The organism is Paeniclostridium hominis (genome assembly GCF_014306135.1).
In the GTDB taxonomy this organism is placed as follows: domain Bacteria; phylum Bacillota; class Clostridia; order Peptostreptococcales; family Peptostreptococcaceae; genus Paraclostridium; species Paraclostridium hominis.
On the sequence record NZ_JACRWD010000001.1, the window covers coordinates 358,626 to 378,755 of the forward strand.

The window sequence follows — 20,130 nt, forward strand, 5'->3', positions numbered from 1 at the left end:
GACATGAGAATAACAGACTCTTCAATGATTAGAAATCATATGTATGATACACAACAAAGCTTACAAAGAAGGGATGCTTTAAATAGACAGCTTGATTCGGGAAAACAAATTAATAGAGTATCGGATGATCCGCACAAAGCTATAAAAATAATGAATTTAAACAATGAAATTAAATATACAGAAAAATATAATCAAAATATAGATGAAACTGTAGGTTGGATGAATAATACAGATTCATCTTTAGAAGAAATTGGAAATATTTTAGGTGAAATAAAAACAAGTTTGTTAAAAGTAGGTAATGGAACTTACTCAGATGAAGAAATAAAAGCTATACATGCAGAAGTTAATGAAAAAATTAAAGAACTAGGAGAATCATTAAATACATCTCATGGAGGCAGACATATGTTTTCTGGAACAGAAGTTGATGAAGTTCCAGTATCATTTGAAGAAAAAGATGGAGTTGTTACATTAAAATTAAATCCAGCTATAAATAATAAAGATTTAAAAGCTGAAATTTCAGATGGAATAACTGTAGATTATAATATTTCAGCTAAAGAAATTTTTGAAAATGATGGGAAAAACTATTTAGATCAAATAAATAATTTATCTAAGCTTATGAATGATATATCAAATGGTAAGGATGTAGAAAAAAATAAAAAAGAATTACTAGGAAATGTAAAAGATGATATAGATAAATTTTTTAATCATAGTGTAAATACAAGAACTACTTTTGGAGTTAGAGTAAATACAGCAGAAAAAATAAAAGATTTTAATGATGAAAATATATTAAATATGAAAGGTGTATTATCTTTAGAACAAGACGTAGACCATATAAATAAATTTATAGAATTAAAATCAGCAGAAATGCTTTATAATGTATCAATTCAAGTTGGTTCTAAATTAATACAACCTAGTATAATGGATTATTTAAGATAGTCAGGAGGAATAACTATGAATATAACATTTGAAAAAGGACTTCCTGGATTTGAAAATTATAAAACTTTTAATCTTTGTGATATTGAAGGTGATTCTAAATTTAAATTAATCAACTCCATAGAAGAAGAAAATATAGGATTTATAGCCATATCTCCTTTTTGTGTAAAAAAAGATTATGAAATAAATTTAGATGATGAAACTATAAAGTCATTACAAATAGAAACACCTAATGATGTATTATTATTAAATATAATAACTTTAGGAAAAACCTTAGAAAAAAGTACAGTGAATTTAAAAGCTCCTATAATAATAAATATAAAAAATAATAAAGGTAAACAATTAATATTACAAGATGATAAATATCAAATAAAAGAACCTTTAATAGGAAGTGATAAAAATGTTAGTAATTACTAGGAAAAAAGATGAATCTATACTAATTGGAGACGATATAGAAATAAAAATTATAAAGATAGATGATGGAAGTGTTAAATTAGCTATTGATGCACCAAGAGATAAGGTGATACTTAGAAAAGAAATATATGAAAATGTAAAAGATGAAAATTCAAAAGCTATAGCTAATATTGATGATATTTTTAAGTTATTTAAGTAAGTGAGGAGAAATTTATGTATACGGCAAATCCATACAATACATATAAACAAAATTCTGTAAACACAGCATCTAAAGAACAATTATTACTTATGTTATTAGATGGTGCGGTTAAATATACAAAGATAGCTAGATTAGCTATAATAGATAAAAATATGGAAAGAGCACATAAAGAATTAGTTAGAGTTCAAGATATATTTTTAGAACTTATGATAACTATAGACAAAGATTCTAGTAAATATATGCAAAATTTATATAATGTTTATGAATTTATAAAAAGTGAATTATCTAGAGCTAATATAAAAAAAGATGTAAAGATAATAGACAATGTATTACCTTTAATAGAAGAAATAAGAGATATGTGGTATGCAGTTGATAGAAAAATAAAGACTGGTAAATAGGAGGCATAATTATGACAAGGGTAAATAGTGTAAGGTTACCAGGGCTTGCAACGGGAATGGAAACTGATAGTGTAGTAAAACAAATGCTTTCAGGAGAACAAAATAAAGTTGATAGAGCAAAACAAAAAGAACAGACTATAAAATGGCAACAAGAAATATATAGGGATGTGATGAAAGATATAAAAAGTTTTCAAGATAAATATTTTTCAGTAACATCAAAAGATTCTATAATAAGTTCAAAAGCTTGGAATTCATTAAAAGTATCAAGTTCTAATGAAAAAGTAATGACTGCAACTGGAAGTGCAGGTGCAAATGATATAGATTATAGTTTTACTGTCGAGCACTTAGCTAAACCTGCAAGTTTATCATCTGACAAGCTTTTAAAAAATGGAGATCAAATAACGAAAGATGTTAAATTATCAGAGTTAGGATTAACAGGAGAAAGTAAATTTTCTATAAAATATGGAGATGGAGAAAAAGAAATATCAAAAGAAATAACTATAAATTCTGATGATACTATGGATTCTTTAATAGCAAAGATAAATGAAAGTACTGATGGTAAAGTAAAAGCAAGTTTTAGTGAAATGACAGGAAAGCTTACTATTAAAACTAATAAAACAGGTAAAAGTTCTAAACTAAATATTGTTGATTCTAAAAATAATCCATCTGATGCATTAAAGTTTTTAGGATTAGGTAACAAAGTCGAAGGAGAAAATGCTGAAATAAAAGTTAAATCAAGTGACAAAACATTTGACAAAACATTAGAGCAAGAATCAAATTCATTTACTATAGATGGAATAAACTATAGCGTCCATGCTGAAGGAACTACAGAAATAAATTCAACTCAAGATGTAGAACCTGTAGTTGAAAATATGAAAAAGTTTGTTGAAGATTACAACAAAATAATGGACAAGGTATATGGCCTTATAACTGAAAAGAAAAATAAAGATTACTCACCTTTAACAGATGCTCAAAAAGAAGATATGAGTGAAAAAGAAATTGAAAAGTGGGAAAAGAAAGCTAAAATAGGATTATTAAGAAATGATTCTGAAATGAGAAGTTTTATGGATAGTATGCAAAATGCTATATTCGGAAAAAATGCTCAGTTTTTAAATAAATGTGGATTAACTTCAAGTGAAGATTATAATAAAAGAGGACAATTATCTATAAATGAAGATAAGTTTAGAAAATCTCTTCAAAATGAAGGAGATCGAGTTTTTAAAGCTTTTGCAGGTGAAAAAACTAGTATGCTAGAAAAAATGAAAGATACTATGCATAAATATGTTGGTAGTTCATCTTCTATATTTGCGAGAAAAGCAGGGCTTGAAAAAACTTCATCTGTTGTTAAAAACTATTATTCAGAACAATTAAAAAGACAAGAAGACATGATAAAAAGACTTCAAAGAAAAATGGATGATAGGGAAGAAAAGTTATATAAACAATTTGGACAATTAGAAGCTAGTATGAATAAATTAAATTCTCAAATGAACTACTTTGCCCAAGCATAGTTTTATGGAGGTAGTTTTATGGAGGTAGTAACCAAAAAGTATAAACAAATATCATTAGATATTATAGATAAATTAGAAAATAATAACACTTATTATATTGATGAACTTTTAAACGAAAGACAAAAGATTTTAGATAATGTAAGTGATAGAAAATTATTTAAACAAATGCTTGTTGAAGATGGGATACTTGAAATAGATGAAAAAATACACTCTTTAATAAAGGAAAATATTATTAAAGTTAAGATGGAAATAGTGGAGCATAAAAAGTCTAAACAAGCAAATAACTCATATATTAACTATAATAAAGAAAATTTAAATATTTTTAATAAAAAAGTGTAAAGTTTTTTAAAAGTGATCCGATATATATAATTGTAAGCAATACTTGGCCAAGTAATTGTAAATAAATAAAAATAGACAAGGATGTCGTAAAAAACTAAGGAGAGTATAAAAATGAGAATAAACACTAACTTAAACGCTATGGTTGCTACTAACCAAATGGCAAAAAACACTGCTTTATCAGGAAAATCTATGGAGAAGTTATCTACAGGATTAAGAATAACTAAAGCTGGAGATGACGCTGCAGGACTAGCAGTTTCTGAAAAAATGAGATCTCAAATAAGAGGTATGGAACAAGCAGATAGAAACGTACAAGATGGCATATCTATGGTACAAACTGCTGAAGGTGCTTTACAAGAAGCTGGAAACATAGCTCAAAGAATGAGAGAACTTGGAGTTCAAGCTGGGAATGATACTTTCTCTTCTACAGATAGAGCTAAGATAAAAACTGAATTAGATCAATTACAACAAGAAATGACTAAAATAGGTCAAGAAGCTAAATTCAATGGAAAGAACTTATTAAGTGGAGTTCAAAACTTTACAATACAAGCAGGAGCTAATACAGAAGTAAGAACTATAACTACAATAGATTTAGTTGGTCAAGCTAATACTTTATCTAAGGTTACTGATGTAGCAACTTCAAAAGCTGCTCAAACATTCCTTGATGCAGTAGATAAAGTTTTAGAAAACATAAACACAGGAAGAGCTAACTTAGGAGCAACTCAAAATAGATTAGAGTACACTTCTTCTAACTTAACAACTTCTACTGAAAACTTAACAGCTGCAGAGTCTAGAATAAGAGACATAGATGTTGCTAAGGAAATGGTTAAGTTATCTAAGTTAAACATATTAAATCAAGCATCTCAAGCTATGGTTGCGCAAGCTAAGCAACAACCTGAGAGTGTAACTCAATTATTAAGATAATTAACTAATTAATTAAATTTTAAACTAAGGGGTAAAGCAAAAATGCTTTACTCTTTATTTTTAAATTTAATTATTTGAAAGGGATATTAAATATGTTATTAAGTATTGTAATGATGGTAAAAAATGAGGAAAGATATTTGGATAAAACCTTAAAATCTTTAAAGCCTTTAATGAAAGATATAAATAGTGAGCTTATAATATTAGATACAGGGTCTGATGATTCTACTGTTGAAATAGCAAAAAGATATACGGATAAAGTATTTTTTGACGATTGGAATAATGATTTTGCACATATGAGAAATATATCAATTAGCTATGCAAGTGGAGACTGGATACTTATATTAGATGCAGATGAACAGTTAACTAATTATGATAAACTCAAAGAATTTTTTAATTCAGATTTATGTAATAAATATAATAGTGCATGTATAACATTAAAAAATATACTTTCACAAGATGAAGAGAGCTATAGCATAGCTCCTATGTTAAGATTATTTAAAAATTATGATGGATTTGGATATAAAGGAGCTATACATGAACAACCAATATTTAAAAACCCTATATATAATAATATAGCGATGTTTAATCATTATGGATATTTATTTGAAGATGAGGAAATTAAACAATTAAAAGATATTAGAAATAAAAAGATTTTAATAGAAGAAGTAAAGAAATCCCCTAATGACCCATATATGAATTATCAATTAGGAAAAAATTATATAATAGCAAAGGAGTATGAAGATGCTCTTTATTATATGGAAAAAGCTTATGATATATATACTAAAATTAACTACATACCTATATTTGTAACTTTAGATTTAGCTAGTTTATATATTAACTTAGCTGAATTTAATAAATGTGAAAAGTTATGTACTAAGTATATAAAAAAAGATAATAAAAATATAGATATATTTTATTATTTAGCAACTAGTCAAAAGCAATTAAATAAACATACAAAGAGTATAGAAAACTATAAAAGATATTTATATCTTATAGAAAATTATGATATAACTACACAAGCAAGTAATATGGAATGTAATTTTGATACATTAAATTATAAAGAAAACTGTAAAATTAATATAATTGATAGTTATTACAAATTAGAGATGTATGAAGAAGTTGTAAAATATATAGACGATATACCAATAAAAGCACTAGAGGAAGCATATTTAGTTATATTTATGAGTTTATATAAATTAAATCAAATAGAGAAAATGATTGAACTATATAATAATATATCAAAATCAAAAGTACAACAAAATGAATTTAAGATAGCCCTAGAATCTATTTTAACTAGAGTAAAAGAAAAAGATAAAAATAAGATATATAAATTATTTTGCCACATTGATGATAACTATGGATTATTAAATAAAATAAGGTTAGGGGAAAAAATAGATTTAGAAAAATATAATGAAATTTTAAAAAATGAAAAAGAAGTGTATTTTGGAGATTGCTTATACTATGCATTAAAACAAGGTATGCAAATTGAAAAAATTTTAGATAAAGTAAATTACTTAAATGTCAGAAATTATATTAACTATATTATTATAAATAAAAGAGATTGCATAATAGATTTATATAATTACTTAGAAAATATAACTAATACCTTAAATATAAATTTTATAAAAATATATAGTTGTTTAGCAAAATCATTATTACTTCATGGAAATTTAACTGGAGAAAAGTATGAAAAATTATTTTTTATGTATATAACTTACAACTATGATTATTTAAAACAATTATACAATGAATCTTTAACAGATGAAGAACTATTAGATTTATTAACAGATGAAGATGATATATTTACAATAAAAATTATAATAATCCAAAAAATGAAAAAAAATAATGAATTAGAGTATATAAAAAACATGAAAGGATTATTAATTGAAAATAAAAAATATAAGAAATCTATAGGTGTATTAGTTGAAAATTTTAAATCTGAATTTAATCAAAATGAAGAATTAAAATATCTTAAAAAGCAATATAAAGAGTTAATAAAAAATGACGTAAATACAGGGGATATAATTAATGCTCAAAATAAAATAGATGAATATGAAAGTATATTTGGGGCTGAAATAGATATTTTAAATTTTAAAGCTATAATAAAAATTTTAAATGGAGACTTTATAAGTGCTGATAAATTACTTAAAAATGCATATATAATAGATAAATACAATTATGATGTGATTTTTAATATAGCATATGTAAAACAAATGCTTGAAGAATATGAAGAATCTGTTAAGTTTTTTAACTATATTATAAATTATTGTGATAATGATGAAATTGTTTTAGAAGCAAAAGAAAAAATTATGAATATGTAGTTTAACTAACTTAAATCAATTTTAAAACAAGAGGTATCAAAATATGAGATTAAATAAAAAGCAAAATATATTACAACTGATTCAAACTATAAATGAAGGTTTTGATTATGCAAAAAATAAAGGTGGAATTGAAGCTCAGGCAATGATAGGTGATTGCCTAGAGGCAATGATATATATATATAGGCAAGTTGAAGGTGAAAATGATAATACAAAAAATATTTTAAATGAAATAATAAATAAAGCAAACTATGCAATGACTTTAACAAATAAATGTAAAGAGTTTAAAATGTGTTTAGATTTAATTGAAAATATGATTTATAAATTGAACTATAGTATTAAAAATGATATAGAGACTCAAATTGAAGTTGTATTTATGCCTTATAAAGTATCTATGTGGGATTGTATGGAAAGTGTGTGGAAAGAAGCTAAAAATGATCCGAATTGTAATTGTTATGTTGTACCAATACCCTACTATGAATTGGATAGTGAAGGATATATCAATGAATTCTGTTATGAAGGAAATGAATTTTCTGATGATATAGAAGTTACGCATTATAGCTTATATGATTTGGAAAATAGAAAACCAGATGTTATATATATACATAATCCATATGATGAGGCAAATCGATTAACAAGAGTTGATTCTAGGCATTTTTCTAAAAATTTATTAAAACATACAAATATGTTGGTATATATACCGTATTTTGTAGCAGGCAGTTATTTAGATTTAATGGATAAGCGCCACTTTAGTGAATTACCTGGAGTTATAAATGCTACAAAGGTTATCGTTCAATCTGATGTTGAAAAGGATTTGTATGTAGCAAGTGGTAATGATTTTAATAAAGTTTTAAATTTGGGGTCTCCTAAATTTGATGCAACTATTTCATCAATGAAAAAATCATTTAAAGATGCAAAAAAATGGCAGGAAATAATAAATAATAAAAAAGTATTTCTGTTAAATACAGGAATAACTAATTTACTAGAAAATGGAAAAAAGTGGATGGAAGATATGAATAAGATCTTGGATACATTTATAATGTATGATTCATGTTGTTTGATTTGGAGACAACATCCACTTACAGTAAGAACTATTAAAACTATGAGACAAGAATTAATGGGATTATTTAACAATTATTTAGAGAAAATTTCAAATGTAGAAAATGTTATTATAGATTTAAATAGTGATGTTTATCCTGCTATGTCTGTATCTGATGCGTTGATTAGTGACTATAGTTCTGTTATGTTTCAGTATATGGCAACTGAAAAACCTGTGTTAGGAATGATCGAAGAAAGTTTAATTGAAGAAAATAGAATATATGCAATAGATTACTTAGGAAATTACTTTGTCAATAAGGATATGAATGTAGAAAAATTTATAAATATGGTAATAAATGGCGAAGATCCTAAAAAAGAAGAACGTATAAAGAGATTAAAAGAAAGTATAACAAATCTTGATGGGGAATGTGGAAAAAGAGTACATGAAACTATAAAAAAGGAAGCTATAGAAAGTATTTTAAGTTAGATAGAAAGGTCAAAAATTATGTATTATATTAATCCCAATATAAAAAATTTATATAGAACTAGTTATAAAGAAAGTCGCGAAAGTTTTTTAAGATTAGATATGAATGAAAATCCAGAAGGATTACCATCAGATTTTTTTAAAAAAGTATTAAATGAAATTACACCTGAATATTTAGCTATGTATCCAGAAACTAATACTTTAGTTGATAGATTGTCAAAAATGTTAAACTTTAATACTGACAATATTTGTTTAACTAATGGATCTGATGATGCTATGCGCCTTTCTTTTGAAGTATTTGGACAATCAGGAAAAAAAGTGGTTTCAGTCAGTCCTAGTTTCGAAATGTATTCAGTATATGCAAATATGTATGGTATGAAACATTGTAAAGTTTTCTACGATGAAAATTTTGAAGTTAAAGTTGAAGATATGTTGGGGTTAATAGATGAGGATACATCAATAGTTGTAATATTAAATCCTAATAGCCCTATTGGAAGGAACTGGACAGAGAATGAAGTGAGAATGATTATAGAAAAAGCAAGAGATAATAAAGCAATTGTAATTATTGATGAAGCATATCACTATTTTTATCCTAAGAGTTTTATAAATATTTGTAAAGAATATGATAATGTAATTATATTTCGTACTTTTTCGAAATTATTCTCCATAGCTGGATGTAGGATAGGGTACATTGTTTCTAATAACAATATAATAAATATGATTAAAAATGCTAGTTCAACCTATTCAGTTAATTGTTTTGCTATTAAAATTGCAGAAAACTTATTAAAATATCCAGAAATAACAAAAGATTTAATAAACGTAGAAAGACAGGGAAGAGAATATTTATTATCTAAGTTAAAAATAAATGGATATGAATTTTATAATAATGGAGCTAATTATATCTTGATAAAAAGTAAAAAGCCTCCAATGGAATTATTTAAAGAGCTAAAGAGAAGAAACATCTTAATTAAGACATATTCTAATCCTATTTTAGAAAAATGGATTAGAATTACTACGGGAAGTATTGATACTATGGAGAAGTTTTGGAATGAATTTAAAAAAGTAGATTTATTATAAAGATATGTAAAGGTGTGAGACAAATATGAAAGCTATTTTATTAGCAGCAGGAAGAGGAACTAGAATTTCTAGAATAATAAAAGAAATACCTAAGTCCACGTTACCGGTTGATGGAACTCCATTAATTAGAAGGAGTGTAACTATGTTGCTGGATAGAAATATTAAACCAATAGTGTGTGTCGGATATTGTAAAGAAAAAATTTATGAAGCATTAGAAGGTTTAGATGTTGAATATTATTATAATCCTTTTTATGATGTAACAAATAGTATAGCTTCTTTATGGTTTGCTAGAAAGGAATTAACAGAAGATACTATTATTTTAAATGCAGATGTGTATTTTACAAATGAAATTTTAGATACCATTATATCGGAAAAAAAAGACGTTTCTCTGATGGTAGATAAAAGTAGAACCAAAATAGGTGATTTCTTTTTAAAAACAGAAAATGGATATATAATTAAGTACGGTAAAGAACTACCTATAGAAGAGAGAAGTTGTGAGTATGTAGGTATAGGGAAAATAAGAAAATCATTTATTAAAGAATTCAAAGATAAGCTAAATTGCCTAGTAAGTAGTCAACAACATCAATTATGGTGGGAGAATATTTTATATTCTTTAATAGAAGATAGAGCAATTGATACTATAGATGTTAATGGAAAATTTTGGTCGGAAATTGATTATTTTGATGACTATGAAAGAATATTAAACTATATTAGTAAAAATGATAAGAAAGAACTATATAATATTAGTTGACATTTAAATTGGGAGAGAAATTATGAGTAAAAAAAATGAATGTTTGAAATTAAATAAAGAAGAATTGGAAAAATTACATAGTAATTTATTGCTATTATTAAAAGAGTTTGACAGGATATGTAGAAAGCATAATATAAAATATTACTTATCTGATGGTACTTTACTTGGTGCAGTTAGACATAAAGGCTTTATACCATGGGATGATGATATAGATGTTCAAATGTCTAGAAGCGAGTATGAAAGGTTTTGTGAAGTTTGTAAAGAAGAATTAGATAAAAGTAAATTTTTCTTTCAAAATCAAGAAACTGATAAGCATTATAACTGGGTTTATGGGAAATTAAGATTAAAAAACACTACTTATATGAGAGTTGGACAAGAACATTTAAAACAAGATTCAGGAATATTTATGGATATTTTCCCATTAGATAATATTTCAGATAACAAATTTACACAGTATTATTTTGAGGTTATATGTAAGATGTGTAGAAAAATATTTTGGGCTCCTGTAGGATGTGTAGTTAAAGAACATTTTTATAGTAGGTTATTTTTTAAATTATTATGCTTTATTCCACGTAAATTAACTATACGTGTATTTGAATTTTTTGCAAAATTCTATCAAAATAAAGAAACTGATCTTTTTGCATATTATAACTTAGATTATTTAAGAAATGAAAGACAAGTACTTAAAAAAGAGTGGTATAAAAAGTCAATTACAATGGAATTTGAAGGATATGAATTTTTTGTACCAGAAGCATATGATGAAATTTTAACTGTAACTTATGGAGACTACATGAAATTGCCTCCTGAAGATAAAAGAGGTAGTACATCACCTGCATCGTATATTAAGTTTTTAGATGGAACAGAAGTGAAATTAGAGAGATAACTTTAAAATATATTGCTGAAAGGAAAAAAGCTAATGGATAATAAATATTGGAATGATTTTTATAATAAAGATATAGCCCCGAAGGAAGCATCTAAATTTGCCAACGATATTATTGAGTTTTTAGAAACGGACAAATCATTAGTTGAATTAGGATGCGGAAATGGTAGGGATGCTAAATTTTTTTCAAGATATAATATAAATATTACTGCAATTGATCAATCTGAAGCAGTAATATTAAAATTAAATGATAGTAACAAACAAGATAATCTTAAATTTATATGTGATGATTTTGTTAATTCAAACTTACTTGATCAAAATAAATTTGATTATGCGTATAGTAGATTTACGATACACTCAATTACAGAAGAAGAAGAAACAATACTTGTTAAACGAGTTTATAATTCTTTAAAAAGTGGGGGAATGTTTTTTATAGAGGTTCGTAGTGTAAAAGATGAATTATATGGATTGGGAAAAAATGTAGGTCGAAATGCATATATTTATAATGAACACTATAGACGATTTATTATTATAGATGAATTAGTCCAGACATTAAAAGAAGAAGGATTTAAAATTATTTCAGCAAAAGAAAGTAGTAACTGGGCTATTTATAAAGATTTAAATCCAGTAGTAATTAGAATAATTGCTAAAAAAGATTGTTAATTTAAATGTAAAATTAAAGGATTAAAAGTACAAATAAATAAAAAAAGTACATAAATTAAATGTAATATATCACTTAAAATATAAAATATAATAAATAATTAAAAAAATGGTAAAAAAAGGTAAAAATATTGTTAAATCAATGGGAATTGGTCTTTTTTTAAAATTATATTTTATATTAGTATTAAATGGAAGACGTAGAAATTAAAGTAAATGCTTGAATAAAGTCGAATAATGGTATAAAATAGATATATAAGTCGAATGATGATATTCAAAGGCAAATCTAGAGAAATCTAGTGACGCAAAACTATAGGGGCTAATGTTTATCTAAACTACGCCAGCCAGCTGCCAAAGGGTTAATAAACTTTTTGTTATCATTGATATAATGAAGATCGTGAATTATGGATAATTATATAATTTACAAATAAAATCAGGAGACATCTGCAAATGTACATAAACATTTATTGAAATTTTTAATATACCTTAAAATGGGTTTACAAGTATACAAAAAACATTTAAATATTAAATATTGAATCGTAATTTATTAGATATATTAAAGCTGAAAAATATTTATTTGATTTTGACTTAGACATTAAGTAGGTATATTTTATTTTCTGATTTTAATTTTAATTTATATAATACGATTAGAAATCATTGATATATTATAAAAGTGATCAAACTACTCTTTAAGAGTAGTTTTTTTTATTTGAAAAAGGAGGTAATAATGGAAACATATAGTTTAATCAAGATGGGGTTAGATGCAACAGAACTTAGAAGTAGAGTTATTGCTAACAATATTGCAAATATTAATACTCCAAATTATAAGAGAAAGTATGTAAACTTTGAAGAAACATTGAAAGACTCTATAAATAAAAAACCTAAAATAGAAGTCAAAACAGATGAAAACTCAAAGATGAGAGTAGATGGTAACAATGTTGATTTAGAAAATGAGAAAGTTAACCAAGCAGCTACAACTCTTGAATACAATGCACTTATAACTTTAACTAATATAAAATTAGGAATGGCTAGAAGTGTTATAACAGGGAGGTAATTAGATGAGTATTTTTGGAGGAATGAGAATTAGCCAAAGTGCTTTATCAGCAGAACGTTTAAGGATGGATATAGTTTCATCAAATATTGCTAATATGAAGACTACGAGAACTAAAGAAGGTGGAGCTTATAGACGTAAGGTTCCTGTATTTGAGGAAAATTATGATAAAAAGTTAGGTATGCTTGGTGTAAAGGCAGTTTCTATAGAAAAAGATAAGGCGCCACTTAGAAAACTATATGAACCAAATCATCCTGACGCAGATAAACAAGGCTATGTAGAATATCCTAATGTAGATATATTAGTAGAAATGGCAGATTTAATGACTGCTTCAAGAGCTTACGAGTCTAATATAGATACATTAAATGCACAAAAAAATATGATATCTAAGGCTTTAGAAATAGGCAGATAAAAAGGAGTGGATTTATGACTGGAATAGGAGCTATAAGCGGAGTAAACAACATCTTAACAAATAATGATTTGTTAAAAACTACAAAAAGTAAAAGTGTAGAAAAAGAAAGTAACTTTTCTAATGTAATAAAAGATGCACTAGATAAAGTTAATGACAAGCAGGTAGATGCAAATAAGAAAGTTGAGAGCCTTTTAAAAGGAGGCGACGTTTCTATGCATGATGTAATGATATCTGCTCAAGAAGCTCAGATGTCAATGCAGTTAATGATTGAAGTTAGAAATAAGGTATATGAAGCTTATCAAGAGCTAAATAGAGTTCAATTATAACTTTATAGCAAGGAGAATTTTAGATGAATATAAAGGAATTGCCACAAAAAATAAAAGATTTTGTGTTGGTTAAAAAAGAACAGTTTGGTACCTTATCTAAAAAGAAAAAAATAGCAATAGTAGTTGCAATTATATCTTTAATTCTAGCAATAGTATTTGGGATAAGTTATTCAAGAGCTAATAAGTATGGAGTTTTATTTTCAGGACTAGAATCTAGTGATGCAGCAGCAGTAACTAAAGAACTTGAATCAAAAAAAGTTGATACCAAGATAGAAGGAAATAGTATATTAGTTCCAAAAAAAGATGTAGATAAATTAAGGATGGAATTATCTTCTAATGTATCAAATGGTTCAAAAGGATTTGAAATAATGGATGAAGGGTCATCATTTGGTATGACAGATGAAGAGTTTGAGATAAAGAAACAACGTATGATTCAAGGTGAAATTGAAAAAACTATAAAAGTTTTTCCACAAGTAGAAAGTGCTAGAGTACATATAACTGAAGGTGAAAAATCAGTTTTTGCAAATGAAACAGTACCAGGAAAAGCTGCAGTTTATTTAAATTTAAATCCAGGTGAAACTCTAAAACCAGCTCAAGTAAGATCTATTATGTGTTTAGTTTCTGCAAGTACAGATAATGTACCTAAACAAAATGTAGAAGTAATAGATCAAAATATGAAACTACTATCAGAAGGATTAATTGATGAAAACGGAAATATAAATACTTCTAACTTAAGTGATGTTGATCAAGCTATGAAGGCTGAAAAAGACTTAAGTAAAGAACTTGAAAGATCGATAACAGGTCTTTTAGAACCAATATTTGGACAAGGTAAAGTAAGAGCAACTGTAAATACGGATCTAAACTTTGATGCAAGTGAAAAAACTGAGATCGTAATAGATCCTAACAAAGTAATTACTAATGAATCAAAATCAAGCAGTAAATCTACTGAAAAACAAAATACAGGTGGAGCAGTAGATAACAATATGAGTGACGTTAACGAAAGTGGAACGGGAAGTATTGAAAATAACGAACAAAATATTCAGTATCAAACAGGAAAAACTGAAACTAAAACAATAAAAGCAAAAGGTGAAATAAACAAAATTACAGCATCAGTAGCTATAAATGGAAATTTAAGTGATGATGTAGTAAGAAATGTTCAAGATATGGTAGCAAATACTATAGGAATGGATCCTAAAAGAGGAGACAATGTAAAAGTAGTTTCTATGGGATTTGAAACGGAAAAACAAGATACTAGTACATTTGGAGTTATCAAAAACGCTATAAGCAAAGATAAGTCATTATCAACAATGTTAATAGTTACAGGAATAATAATCTTAATTATTTTAGGATTACTTATAGGTACGGTAGTTTATATGGTTATAAAAAATAAACGTAAGCCTACAGAGTTAGAAAATGTAGAAGAAGAAGATGAATTAGAACTAATCAACAAAAAACTAGAAGAATTGGAGCAAAATAGATTGAATAGTAACGAAGAAGTAGACGAAGTAAGTATAAGCTTAGAAGATGAGGTTAAACAGTTTGCAGCTGATAACCCAGATCAAGTTACAGATTTAGTTAATAGTTGGTTAAATGAGTAAAGGGTGATTTTATTTGCAAAAAGAAGGCGTTAAAGGTAATGCGTTTGACTTAGGAGACATACCTAAGTTTAGAAGAGTTACGGGTGCAAGAAAAGCAGCTATACTACTTATGACTTTAGGACCAGAAGTAGCTGCAAGTGTAATAAAAAATTTATCTGATAGAAAAATTCAAAAAATAGGTGTTGAAATAGCTAATATAAATACTGTTAAACCAAGAGAGAGAAGAGAAGTTTTACAAGAATTTATAGAGTTAAATAAAGGTAAAGAATTTGTTATAGAAGGTGGTATAGATTGTGCTAAATCATTACTTAATGGTGCATTAGGAAGTCAAAGGGCAACTAAGCTGCTAGAAGGTATAAAGTATGATGCATACACAAAACTTTTTGTTTCGGCTAGAAAAGCTGAACCAGAACAAATACTTGCATGTATACAAGGTGAAAGTCCACAAGCTATAGCTATATTACTATCTCATATTCAACCTGATAAAGCTGCACTTGTATTGTCTGAATTACCAGATGAATTAAAACTTGAGATTTCCTTAAAAATAGGAACAACATCTAACATAGCACCAGCTGTAATAAAATCTATAGACAAAGCTATAGAAGCAAAGTTAACTAGTCTAGGCAAGTTAGATATGGAAAGTTCTGGAGGAGTTAATAGTTTAGTAGATATATTAAGTAACGTTGATAGAAAAACAGAAAAGAGCATAATCAAATTCATTGAGTCTAAAAATGAAGAGTTGGCTGAAGAAATTAAATCTAACATGTTTATATTTGATGATATTGTTAGACTTGATAATATGGCTATACAAAGAATTCTTAAAGAAGTTAATGTTAAAGATCTTGCATTTGCTCTTAAAGGTGCATCTTCAGATGTTTCAGGTGCTATATTTAAAAACCAATCTCAAAGAGCATCTCAAGCTTTAAGAGAAGAAATAGACTTACTAGGAAAAGTAAAAATATCTCAAGTAGAAGAAGCTCAACAATCTATTGTAAATATTGTTAGAAGACTTGAAGATGCTGGAGAAATAACATTATCTAGAGGTTCAGAAGATGAATTCATTTAAAAGTACAAATATTATAAAATCAGATGGGATAGTTTTTAAAGGTTTTAAACCTTTAAAAACTACTCACTTAGATAATACAAATTTAAAAGAACAAGTTGAAAAAGATGAAGAAATTAAAGCTGAATTAGAACAAACTAAAGAAGAATTAGAAAAACAGATATTAAAAGCTAAAGAAAAATATGAAGAAATTTTAAAACAAACAGAATTAGATAGTTCAAAGATTGTTGAAGAAGCTCAGGAAAAAGCCTGTGAAATAAAGCAAGAAGCTTATGAAGAAGGTCATTCACAAGGACTACAAAATGGATATGAGGATGGCTATAAAGAAGCTTATGAAGAACATATCGAAAAAGCAAAGTCAGAGTCAGAAAAAATTATTCAAGAAGCAAGTAGTATTTTAATAGACTCTAAAAATCAAGTTGTTGAATATTTAAAGGAAAATAAAAAACAAATAATAGATTTAAGTATAACAATAGCGGAAAAAGTACTTAAAGAAAAATTCAAAGAAATAGATTCGATGAATAACATACTAGAGTCTGTTATAAGTGAATATGAAATTAGCGAAAATTTTGTTATTAAAGCAAATTCAGTTTATGTAGAAAGTATAAATGAAAAAATTAATGTTCTAAAAAATGAAAAATCTATAAAGGGTCAAGCTTTTGTACTAGCAGATAATTCTATAGAAGCAGGAAATGCAATAATTGAAACTAATAAAGGAAGATTAATTGTAGGTATTGACTGTGTAATAGAAAAAGTAAAAGAGGAGCTATTATGATAAATTTAGATTTTGAAAGATTAAAACATAAAGTTTTAGATATAAAAGGTGTAATAGCAGAAGGTAAGGTTACTAAAATAATAGGATTGACGGTAGAAGTTGAAGGTATAAAATCCTTCGTTGGAGAGTTATGCACTGTTTACAATTATGCAGATGAACCTATAAATTGTGAAGTTGTAGGTTTTAAAAATAACAATGTAATTCTTATGCCACTAGGTGAGTTAGCAGGAGTAGCACCTGGGTGTAGAGTAGTTGCTAGAGGAATTCCTCTTAGTGTTAAGTGTAGTGAAGACCTTTTAGGAAAAGTTCTTGATGGAATAGGAAATCCAATAGATGATATTGAAATTTTAGGTGGAGAAAGATATAGCCTTTCAAATGAACCTCCAGATCCTATGAAAAGACCAAGAATTAAAAATATTATGCCAACTGGAATTAGAGCCATTGATGGATTTTTAACTTGTGGAGAAGGACAAAGAATAGGAATATTTGCAGGAAGTGGAGTAGGAAAAAGTACTACACTAGGAATGATAGCAAGAACTGCACAAGCAGATGTAAATGTTATTGCACTTATAGGAGAAAGAGGCAGAGAAGTACTTGACTTTATAGAGAGAGATTTAGGGGAAGAAGGTATGAAAAAATCTGTAGTTGTTTGTGCAACTTCAGATAAATCACCACTAATGAGACTAAAAGGAGCATTAACTGCAACTGCAATTGCTGAATATTTTAGAGATCAAGGTAAAAAGGTCATATTGATGATGGACTCTGTGACAAGATTTGCTATGGCTCAAAGAGAAGTGGGACTTGCTATAGGAGAACCACCTGCACAAAAAGGATATACACCTTCAGTATTTGCACTACTTCCAAAACTTATGGAGAGAAGTGGAATGTCAGAACATGGATCTATAACTGCATTTTATACTGTATTAGTAGATGGAGATGATTTTAATGAACCTATTGCAGATACTGTAAGAGGTATATTAGATGGACATATAGTCTTATCCAGAGATTTAGCTCATAAGAATCATTATCCAGCTATAGATATATTAAACAGTGTAAGCAGACTTATGAAAGAAATATGTGAACAAGAACATCAAGATGCCGCATCATTGGCTAGAGATATATTAGCAACTTATAAAGAAGCTGAAGACCTAATCAATATAGGAGCATATGAAAATGGTTCTAATAAAAACATAGATATGGCTATTGAATATATAGATAAAGTTAATTCATTTTTAAAACAAGGTGTAAATGAAAAAACTGAATTTGAAAAAAGTATAATTGAATTAAAAAGTATATTTAAATAACAAGGAGCGTTTTAAGTGACAAAATATAAGTTTAAGTTACAAAAGTTATTAGATATAAAAATAAAAGAAGAAGAAGCAAGTAAATTAGAGTATACAAAGGCTCAGAATGATAAAAAAATATTAGAAGAAAATATTAAATCGTTAAATTCTGATTATAAAAGATACTCAAACTTTAATGAATCTGAAGATACTATTAGCCAAAAAATTAGATCTAACTACTTATATTTTATTACCCAAACAATTGAAGAATGTAACAATATGCTAGTAGAAAAAGAAAAAAAGGTATCTGAAGCAAAAGATAATTTTATTGAAAAACAGATAAATAGAAAATCTTTAGAGACTTTAAAAGAAAATAAACTTACAAAGTTAAGAAAAGAAGAAGAAAGAAAAGAGCAAATAGAAAATGATGAATTTGCTTTATATGCATATATAAGAAATAAAAAGAAGATATCATAAAGGATGGTTGTATATGGATTTTAATTTAAATATTTCTACAGAATTGAGTAAAAGGCCATCTGAAAAGACTAGTTTAAATAGTTTTTTATCAAATAGTGTTGATTTTGAAGATATAATTTCTTCTTTAGATTTAGAGAAAGACAACACTAGTAATGATAATAGTATGGATATTATGTCATTATTACAAAATCTTATTTCTAATATGAAACTATTTAAAGAAATAGGTAGCACAGATAATGATATAAAAAAAGAAATGGATTTTATAATTAATAAATTAAATAACCAAAATCTTCAATTAGGTTTAAGCGATATAAATGAAGATAAGTTAATAGATTTAATTAAAGATGAATTTGGTAATGACTTTGATTTTAATAAAATTTTCAATATGGATAACAATGTGAATTTAGATAAAAATGATAAAGATATTAAACCAGAAGTTAATTTATTAAAAGAAACATCTAATGTATTAAAACCTAACCATGAAATAAATATCAAACAAATGTCGAAAAAAACTGGAGAAAAAACAACAAATCCAGTTGAGTTAGATAATTTAAGTACCTTAAATATGATTGAAAAATTAGATGATGAGATAAAAAATTTAAAGTCTTATGAAGAGTTAAATGTATCTACAAATACAAATAAAAGCAATGTCATAGATATGAAACCTAAAAAAGATGACAAGGATTTAAATATTTTAGAAAACATACTAGATAAAAATGTCAGTGTTTTTTCTACAGTATCTAATAAAGCTTTTATCCAAGATTCAGTTGCCAATAAAAATTTGCCAGTTGTAACTATAAGAGCAAATAATATGGCAGATGATTTTATAAAGATGGTTAAGTATTTAAAAAATAATAATATAGAAGAAATCAAAGTAAATATAAAGCCTAAAGAATTAGGGGATATGACTATAAAGCTTATGAAAGATAGTGAAGCAACTAAGGTATTTATAAACGTAAGTAAAGAAGATACTTTTAAAATGTTAAATAAAAATATAAGTGATATAAATAAGCACTTATTTGATTTAGGTATAAAAGCTAAAGATGTAGTTGTAACTATGAAGTCAAATTCAGAAAATTTCTTTTCAGATAATTTAAGCCAACAGTTTGGAAAAAGAGAAGAACCTAGAAAACAAAAAAGAAACAATCATAAGCAAGTAAGTTCTATAGAAGATATAGAAGAAGTAGCTAACTCGCAAGAGAATTTTAATATATTAGCTTAGAGGTTA

General features: G+C 26.4%; 22 protein-coding genes and 1 riboswitch. All 22 genes read left to right on the forward strand.

Annotated features, from left to right (window positions below):
- The first annotated feature begins 3 nt into the window (after positions 1–3).
- The 22 genes from H8891_RS01740 (at position 4) to H8891_RS01845 (ending at position 20,124) form a co-directional block, all read left to right on the forward strand.
- Complete coding sequence (locus tag H8891_RS01740) at positions 4–936, forward strand: flagellin N-terminal helical domain-containing protein (protein WP_187004928.1); 933 nt, start codon at positions 4–6, stop codon at positions 934–936.
- Positions 937–951: 15 nt separating this feature from the next.
- Positions 952–1,350 carry a flagellar assembly protein FliW gene (fliW, locus tag H8891_RS01745; RefSeq protein WP_187004929.1) on the forward strand — a complete coding sequence of 133 codons (399 nt, stop codon included), beginning with the start codon at positions 952–954 and terminating at the stop codon, positions 1,348–1,350.
- Positions 1,334–1,546 carry a carbon storage regulator CsrA gene (csrA, locus tag H8891_RS01750; RefSeq protein WP_147545665.1) on the forward strand — a complete coding sequence of 71 codons (213 nt, stop codon included), beginning with the start codon at positions 1,334–1,336 and terminating at the stop codon, positions 1,544–1,546. The genes fliW and csrA overlap by 17 nt, the downstream gene beginning before the upstream one ends.
- A gap of 14 nt (positions 1,547–1,560) precedes the next feature.
- The gene (gene fliS / locus H8891_RS01755) at positions 1,561–1,944 is read left to right on the forward strand and encodes a flagellar export chaperone FliS (RefSeq protein ID WP_187004930.1); all 384 of its coding nucleotides are present in this window, start codon (positions 1,561–1,563) and stop codon (positions 1,942–1,944) included.
- Positions 1,945–1,955: 11 nt separating this feature from the next.
- Positions 1,956–3,452, forward strand: a complete 1,497-nt coding sequence (gene fliD, locus H8891_RS01760; protein ID WP_187004931.1) for a flagellar filament capping protein FliD — start codon at positions 1,956–1,958, stop codon at positions 3,450–3,452.
- A gap of 18 nt (positions 3,453–3,470) precedes the next feature.
- Positions 3,471–3,791: a flagellar protein FliT gene (locus H8891_RS01765; RefSeq protein ID WP_187004932.1), complete on the forward strand. Its 321-nt coding sequence runs from the start codon at positions 3,471–3,473 to the stop codon at positions 3,789–3,791.
- 111 nt (positions 3,792–3,902) lie between these two features.
- The gene (locus H8891_RS01770; RefSeq protein WP_187004933.1) at positions 3,903–4,712 is read left to right on the forward strand and encodes a flagellin N-terminal helical domain-containing protein; all 810 of its coding nucleotides are present in this window, start codon (positions 3,903–3,905) and stop codon (positions 4,710–4,712) included.
- Positions 4,713–4,804: 92 nt separating this feature from the next.
- Positions 4,805–7,033, forward strand: coding sequence for a glycosyltransferase (locus H8891_RS01775; protein ID WP_187004934.1), 2,229 nt, complete (start codon positions 4,805–4,807; stop codon positions 7,031–7,033).
- Positions 7,034–7,076: 43 nt separating this feature from the next.
- Positions 7,077–8,555, forward strand: coding sequence for a CDP-glycerol glycerophosphotransferase family protein (locus H8891_RS01780; RefSeq protein WP_187004935.1), 1,479 nt, complete (start codon positions 7,077–7,079; stop codon positions 8,553–8,555).
- Positions 8,556–8,573: 18 nt separating this feature from the next.
- Positions 8,574–9,629 carry a pyridoxal phosphate-dependent aminotransferase gene (locus tag H8891_RS01785; protein ID WP_187004936.1) on the forward strand — a complete coding sequence of 352 codons (1,056 nt, stop codon included), beginning with the start codon at positions 8,574–8,576 and terminating at the stop codon, positions 9,627–9,629.
- A 25-nt stretch (positions 9,630–9,654) separates the two neighbouring features.
- Positions 9,655–10,380, forward strand: a complete 726-nt coding sequence (locus H8891_RS01790; protein ID WP_187004937.1) for a phosphocholine cytidylyltransferase family protein — start codon at positions 9,655–9,657, stop codon at positions 10,378–10,380.
- Between the two features lie 22 nt (positions 10,381–10,402).
- A complete protein-coding gene (locus H8891_RS01795) occupies positions 10,403–11,263 on the forward strand; it encodes a LicD family protein (protein WP_187004938.1) in 861 nt (286 codons plus the stop codon).
- Positions 11,264–11,296: 33 nt separating this feature from the next.
- Positions 11,297–11,923, forward strand: coding sequence for a class I SAM-dependent methyltransferase (locus tag H8891_RS01800; protein WP_187004939.1), 627 nt, complete (start codon positions 11,297–11,299; stop codon positions 11,921–11,923).
- 263 nt (positions 11,924–12,186) lie between these two features.
- A riboswitch (cyclic di-GMP riboswitch) is annotated at positions 12,187–12,273 on the forward strand.
- A 371-nt stretch (positions 12,274–12,644) separates the two neighbouring features.
- A complete protein-coding gene (locus H8891_RS01805; protein WP_187004940.1) occupies positions 12,645–12,971 on the forward strand; it encodes a flagellar basal body protein in 327 nt (108 codons plus the stop codon).
- Positions 12,972–12,975: 4 nt separating this feature from the next.
- Positions 12,976–13,380, forward strand: a complete 405-nt coding sequence (gene flgC, locus H8891_RS01810; RefSeq protein WP_147545629.1) for a flagellar basal body rod protein FlgC — start codon at positions 12,976–12,978, stop codon at positions 13,378–13,380.
- Between the two features lie 14 nt (positions 13,381–13,394).
- The gene (gene fliE, locus H8891_RS01815; RefSeq protein ID WP_187004941.1) at positions 13,395–13,706 is read left to right on the forward strand and encodes a flagellar hook-basal body complex protein FliE; all 312 of its coding nucleotides are present in this window, start codon (positions 13,395–13,397) and stop codon (positions 13,704–13,706) included.
- 23 nt (positions 13,707–13,729) lie between these two features.
- Positions 13,730–15,304: a flagellar basal-body MS-ring/collar protein FliF gene (gene fliF, locus H8891_RS01820; protein WP_187004942.1), complete on the forward strand. Its 1,575-nt coding sequence runs from the start codon at positions 13,730–13,732 to the stop codon at positions 15,302–15,304.
- A 13-nt stretch (positions 15,305–15,317) separates the two neighbouring features.
- Positions 15,318–16,370, forward strand: coding sequence for a flagellar motor switch protein FliG (fliG, locus tag H8891_RS01825; RefSeq protein ID WP_276510599.1), 1,053 nt, complete (start codon positions 15,318–15,320; stop codon positions 16,368–16,370).
- Entirely contained in the window at positions 16,357–17,142 is a 786-nt protein-coding gene (locus H8891_RS01830; protein ID WP_187004943.1) for a FliH/SctL family protein, read from the forward strand. The genes fliG and H8891_RS01830 overlap by 14 nt, the downstream gene beginning before the upstream one ends.
- A complete protein-coding gene (fliI, locus tag H8891_RS01835) occupies positions 17,139–18,446 on the forward strand; it encodes a flagellar protein export ATPase FliI (RefSeq protein ID WP_147545617.1) in 1,308 nt (435 codons plus the stop codon). The genes H8891_RS01830 and fliI overlap by 4 nt, the downstream gene beginning before the upstream one ends.
- Before the next feature lie 15 nt (positions 18,447–18,461).
- Positions 18,462–18,902: a flagellar export protein FliJ gene (gene fliJ / locus H8891_RS01840; RefSeq protein WP_147545614.1), complete on the forward strand. Its 441-nt coding sequence runs from the start codon at positions 18,462–18,464 to the stop codon at positions 18,900–18,902.
- Between the two features lie 13 nt (positions 18,903–18,915).
- Positions 18,916–20,124 carry a flagellar hook-length control protein FliK gene (locus H8891_RS01845; protein ID WP_187004944.1) on the forward strand — a complete coding sequence of 403 codons (1,209 nt, stop codon included), beginning with the start codon at positions 18,916–18,918 and terminating at the stop codon, positions 20,122–20,124.
- Positions 20,125–20,130: the final 6 nt, after the last annotated feature.

Coding starts and splice junctions, on each gene's coding strand:
- H8891_RS01740 (WP_187004928.1), top strand. CDS start 4: ATGAGAATAACAGACTCTTCAATGATTAGAAATCATATGTATGATACA.
- fliW (WP_187004929.1), top strand. CDS start 952: ATGAATATAACATTTGAAAAAGGACTTCCTGGATTTGAAAATTATAAA.
- csrA (WP_147545665.1), top strand. CDS start 1,334: ATGTTAGTAATTACTAGGAAAAAAGATGAATCTATACTAATTGGAGAC.
- fliS (WP_187004930.1), top strand. CDS start 1,561: ATGTATACGGCAAATCCATACAATACATATAAACAAAATTCTGTAAAC.
- fliD (WP_187004931.1), top strand. CDS start 1,956: ATGACAAGGGTAAATAGTGTAAGGTTACCAGGGCTTGCAACGGGAATG.
- H8891_RS01765 (WP_187004932.1), top strand. CDS start 3,471: ATGGAGGTAGTAACCAAAAAGTATAAACAAATATCATTAGATATTATA.
- H8891_RS01770 (WP_187004933.1), top strand. CDS start 3,903: ATGAGAATAAACACTAACTTAAACGCTATGGTTGCTACTAACCAAATG.
- H8891_RS01775 (WP_187004934.1), top strand. CDS start 4,805: ATGTTATTAAGTATTGTAATGATGGTAAAAAATGAGGAAAGATATTTG.
- H8891_RS01780 (WP_187004935.1), top strand. CDS start 7,077: ATGAGATTAAATAAAAAGCAAAATATATTACAACTGATTCAAACTATA.
- H8891_RS01785 (WP_187004936.1), top strand. CDS start 8,574: ATGTATTATATTAATCCCAATATAAAAAATTTATATAGAACTAGTTAT.
- H8891_RS01790 (WP_187004937.1), top strand. CDS start 9,655: ATGAAAGCTATTTTATTAGCAGCAGGAAGAGGAACTAGAATTTCTAGA.
- H8891_RS01795 (WP_187004938.1), top strand. CDS start 10,403: ATGAGTAAAAAAAATGAATGTTTGAAATTAAATAAAGAAGAATTGGAA.
- H8891_RS01800 (WP_187004939.1), top strand. CDS start 11,297: ATGGATAATAAATATTGGAATGATTTTTATAATAAAGATATAGCCCCG.
- H8891_RS01805 (WP_187004940.1), top strand. CDS start 12,645: ATGGAAACATATAGTTTAATCAAGATGGGGTTAGATGCAACAGAACTT.
- flgC (WP_147545629.1), top strand. CDS start 12,976: ATGAGTATTTTTGGAGGAATGAGAATTAGCCAAAGTGCTTTATCAGCA.
- fliE (WP_187004941.1), top strand. CDS start 13,395: ATGACTGGAATAGGAGCTATAAGCGGAGTAAACAACATCTTAACAAAT.
- fliF (WP_187004942.1), top strand. CDS start 13,730: ATGAATATAAAGGAATTGCCACAAAAAATAAAAGATTTTGTGTTGGTT.
- H8891_RS01830 (WP_187004943.1), top strand. CDS start 16,357: ATGAATTCATTTAAAAGTACAAATATTATAAAATCAGATGGGATAGTT.
- fliI (WP_147545617.1), top strand. CDS start 17,139: ATGATAAATTTAGATTTTGAAAGATTAAAACATAAAGTTTTAGATATA.
- H8891_RS01845 (WP_187004944.1), top strand. CDS start 18,916: ATGGATTTTAATTTAAATATTTCTACAGAATTGAGTAAAAGGCCATCT.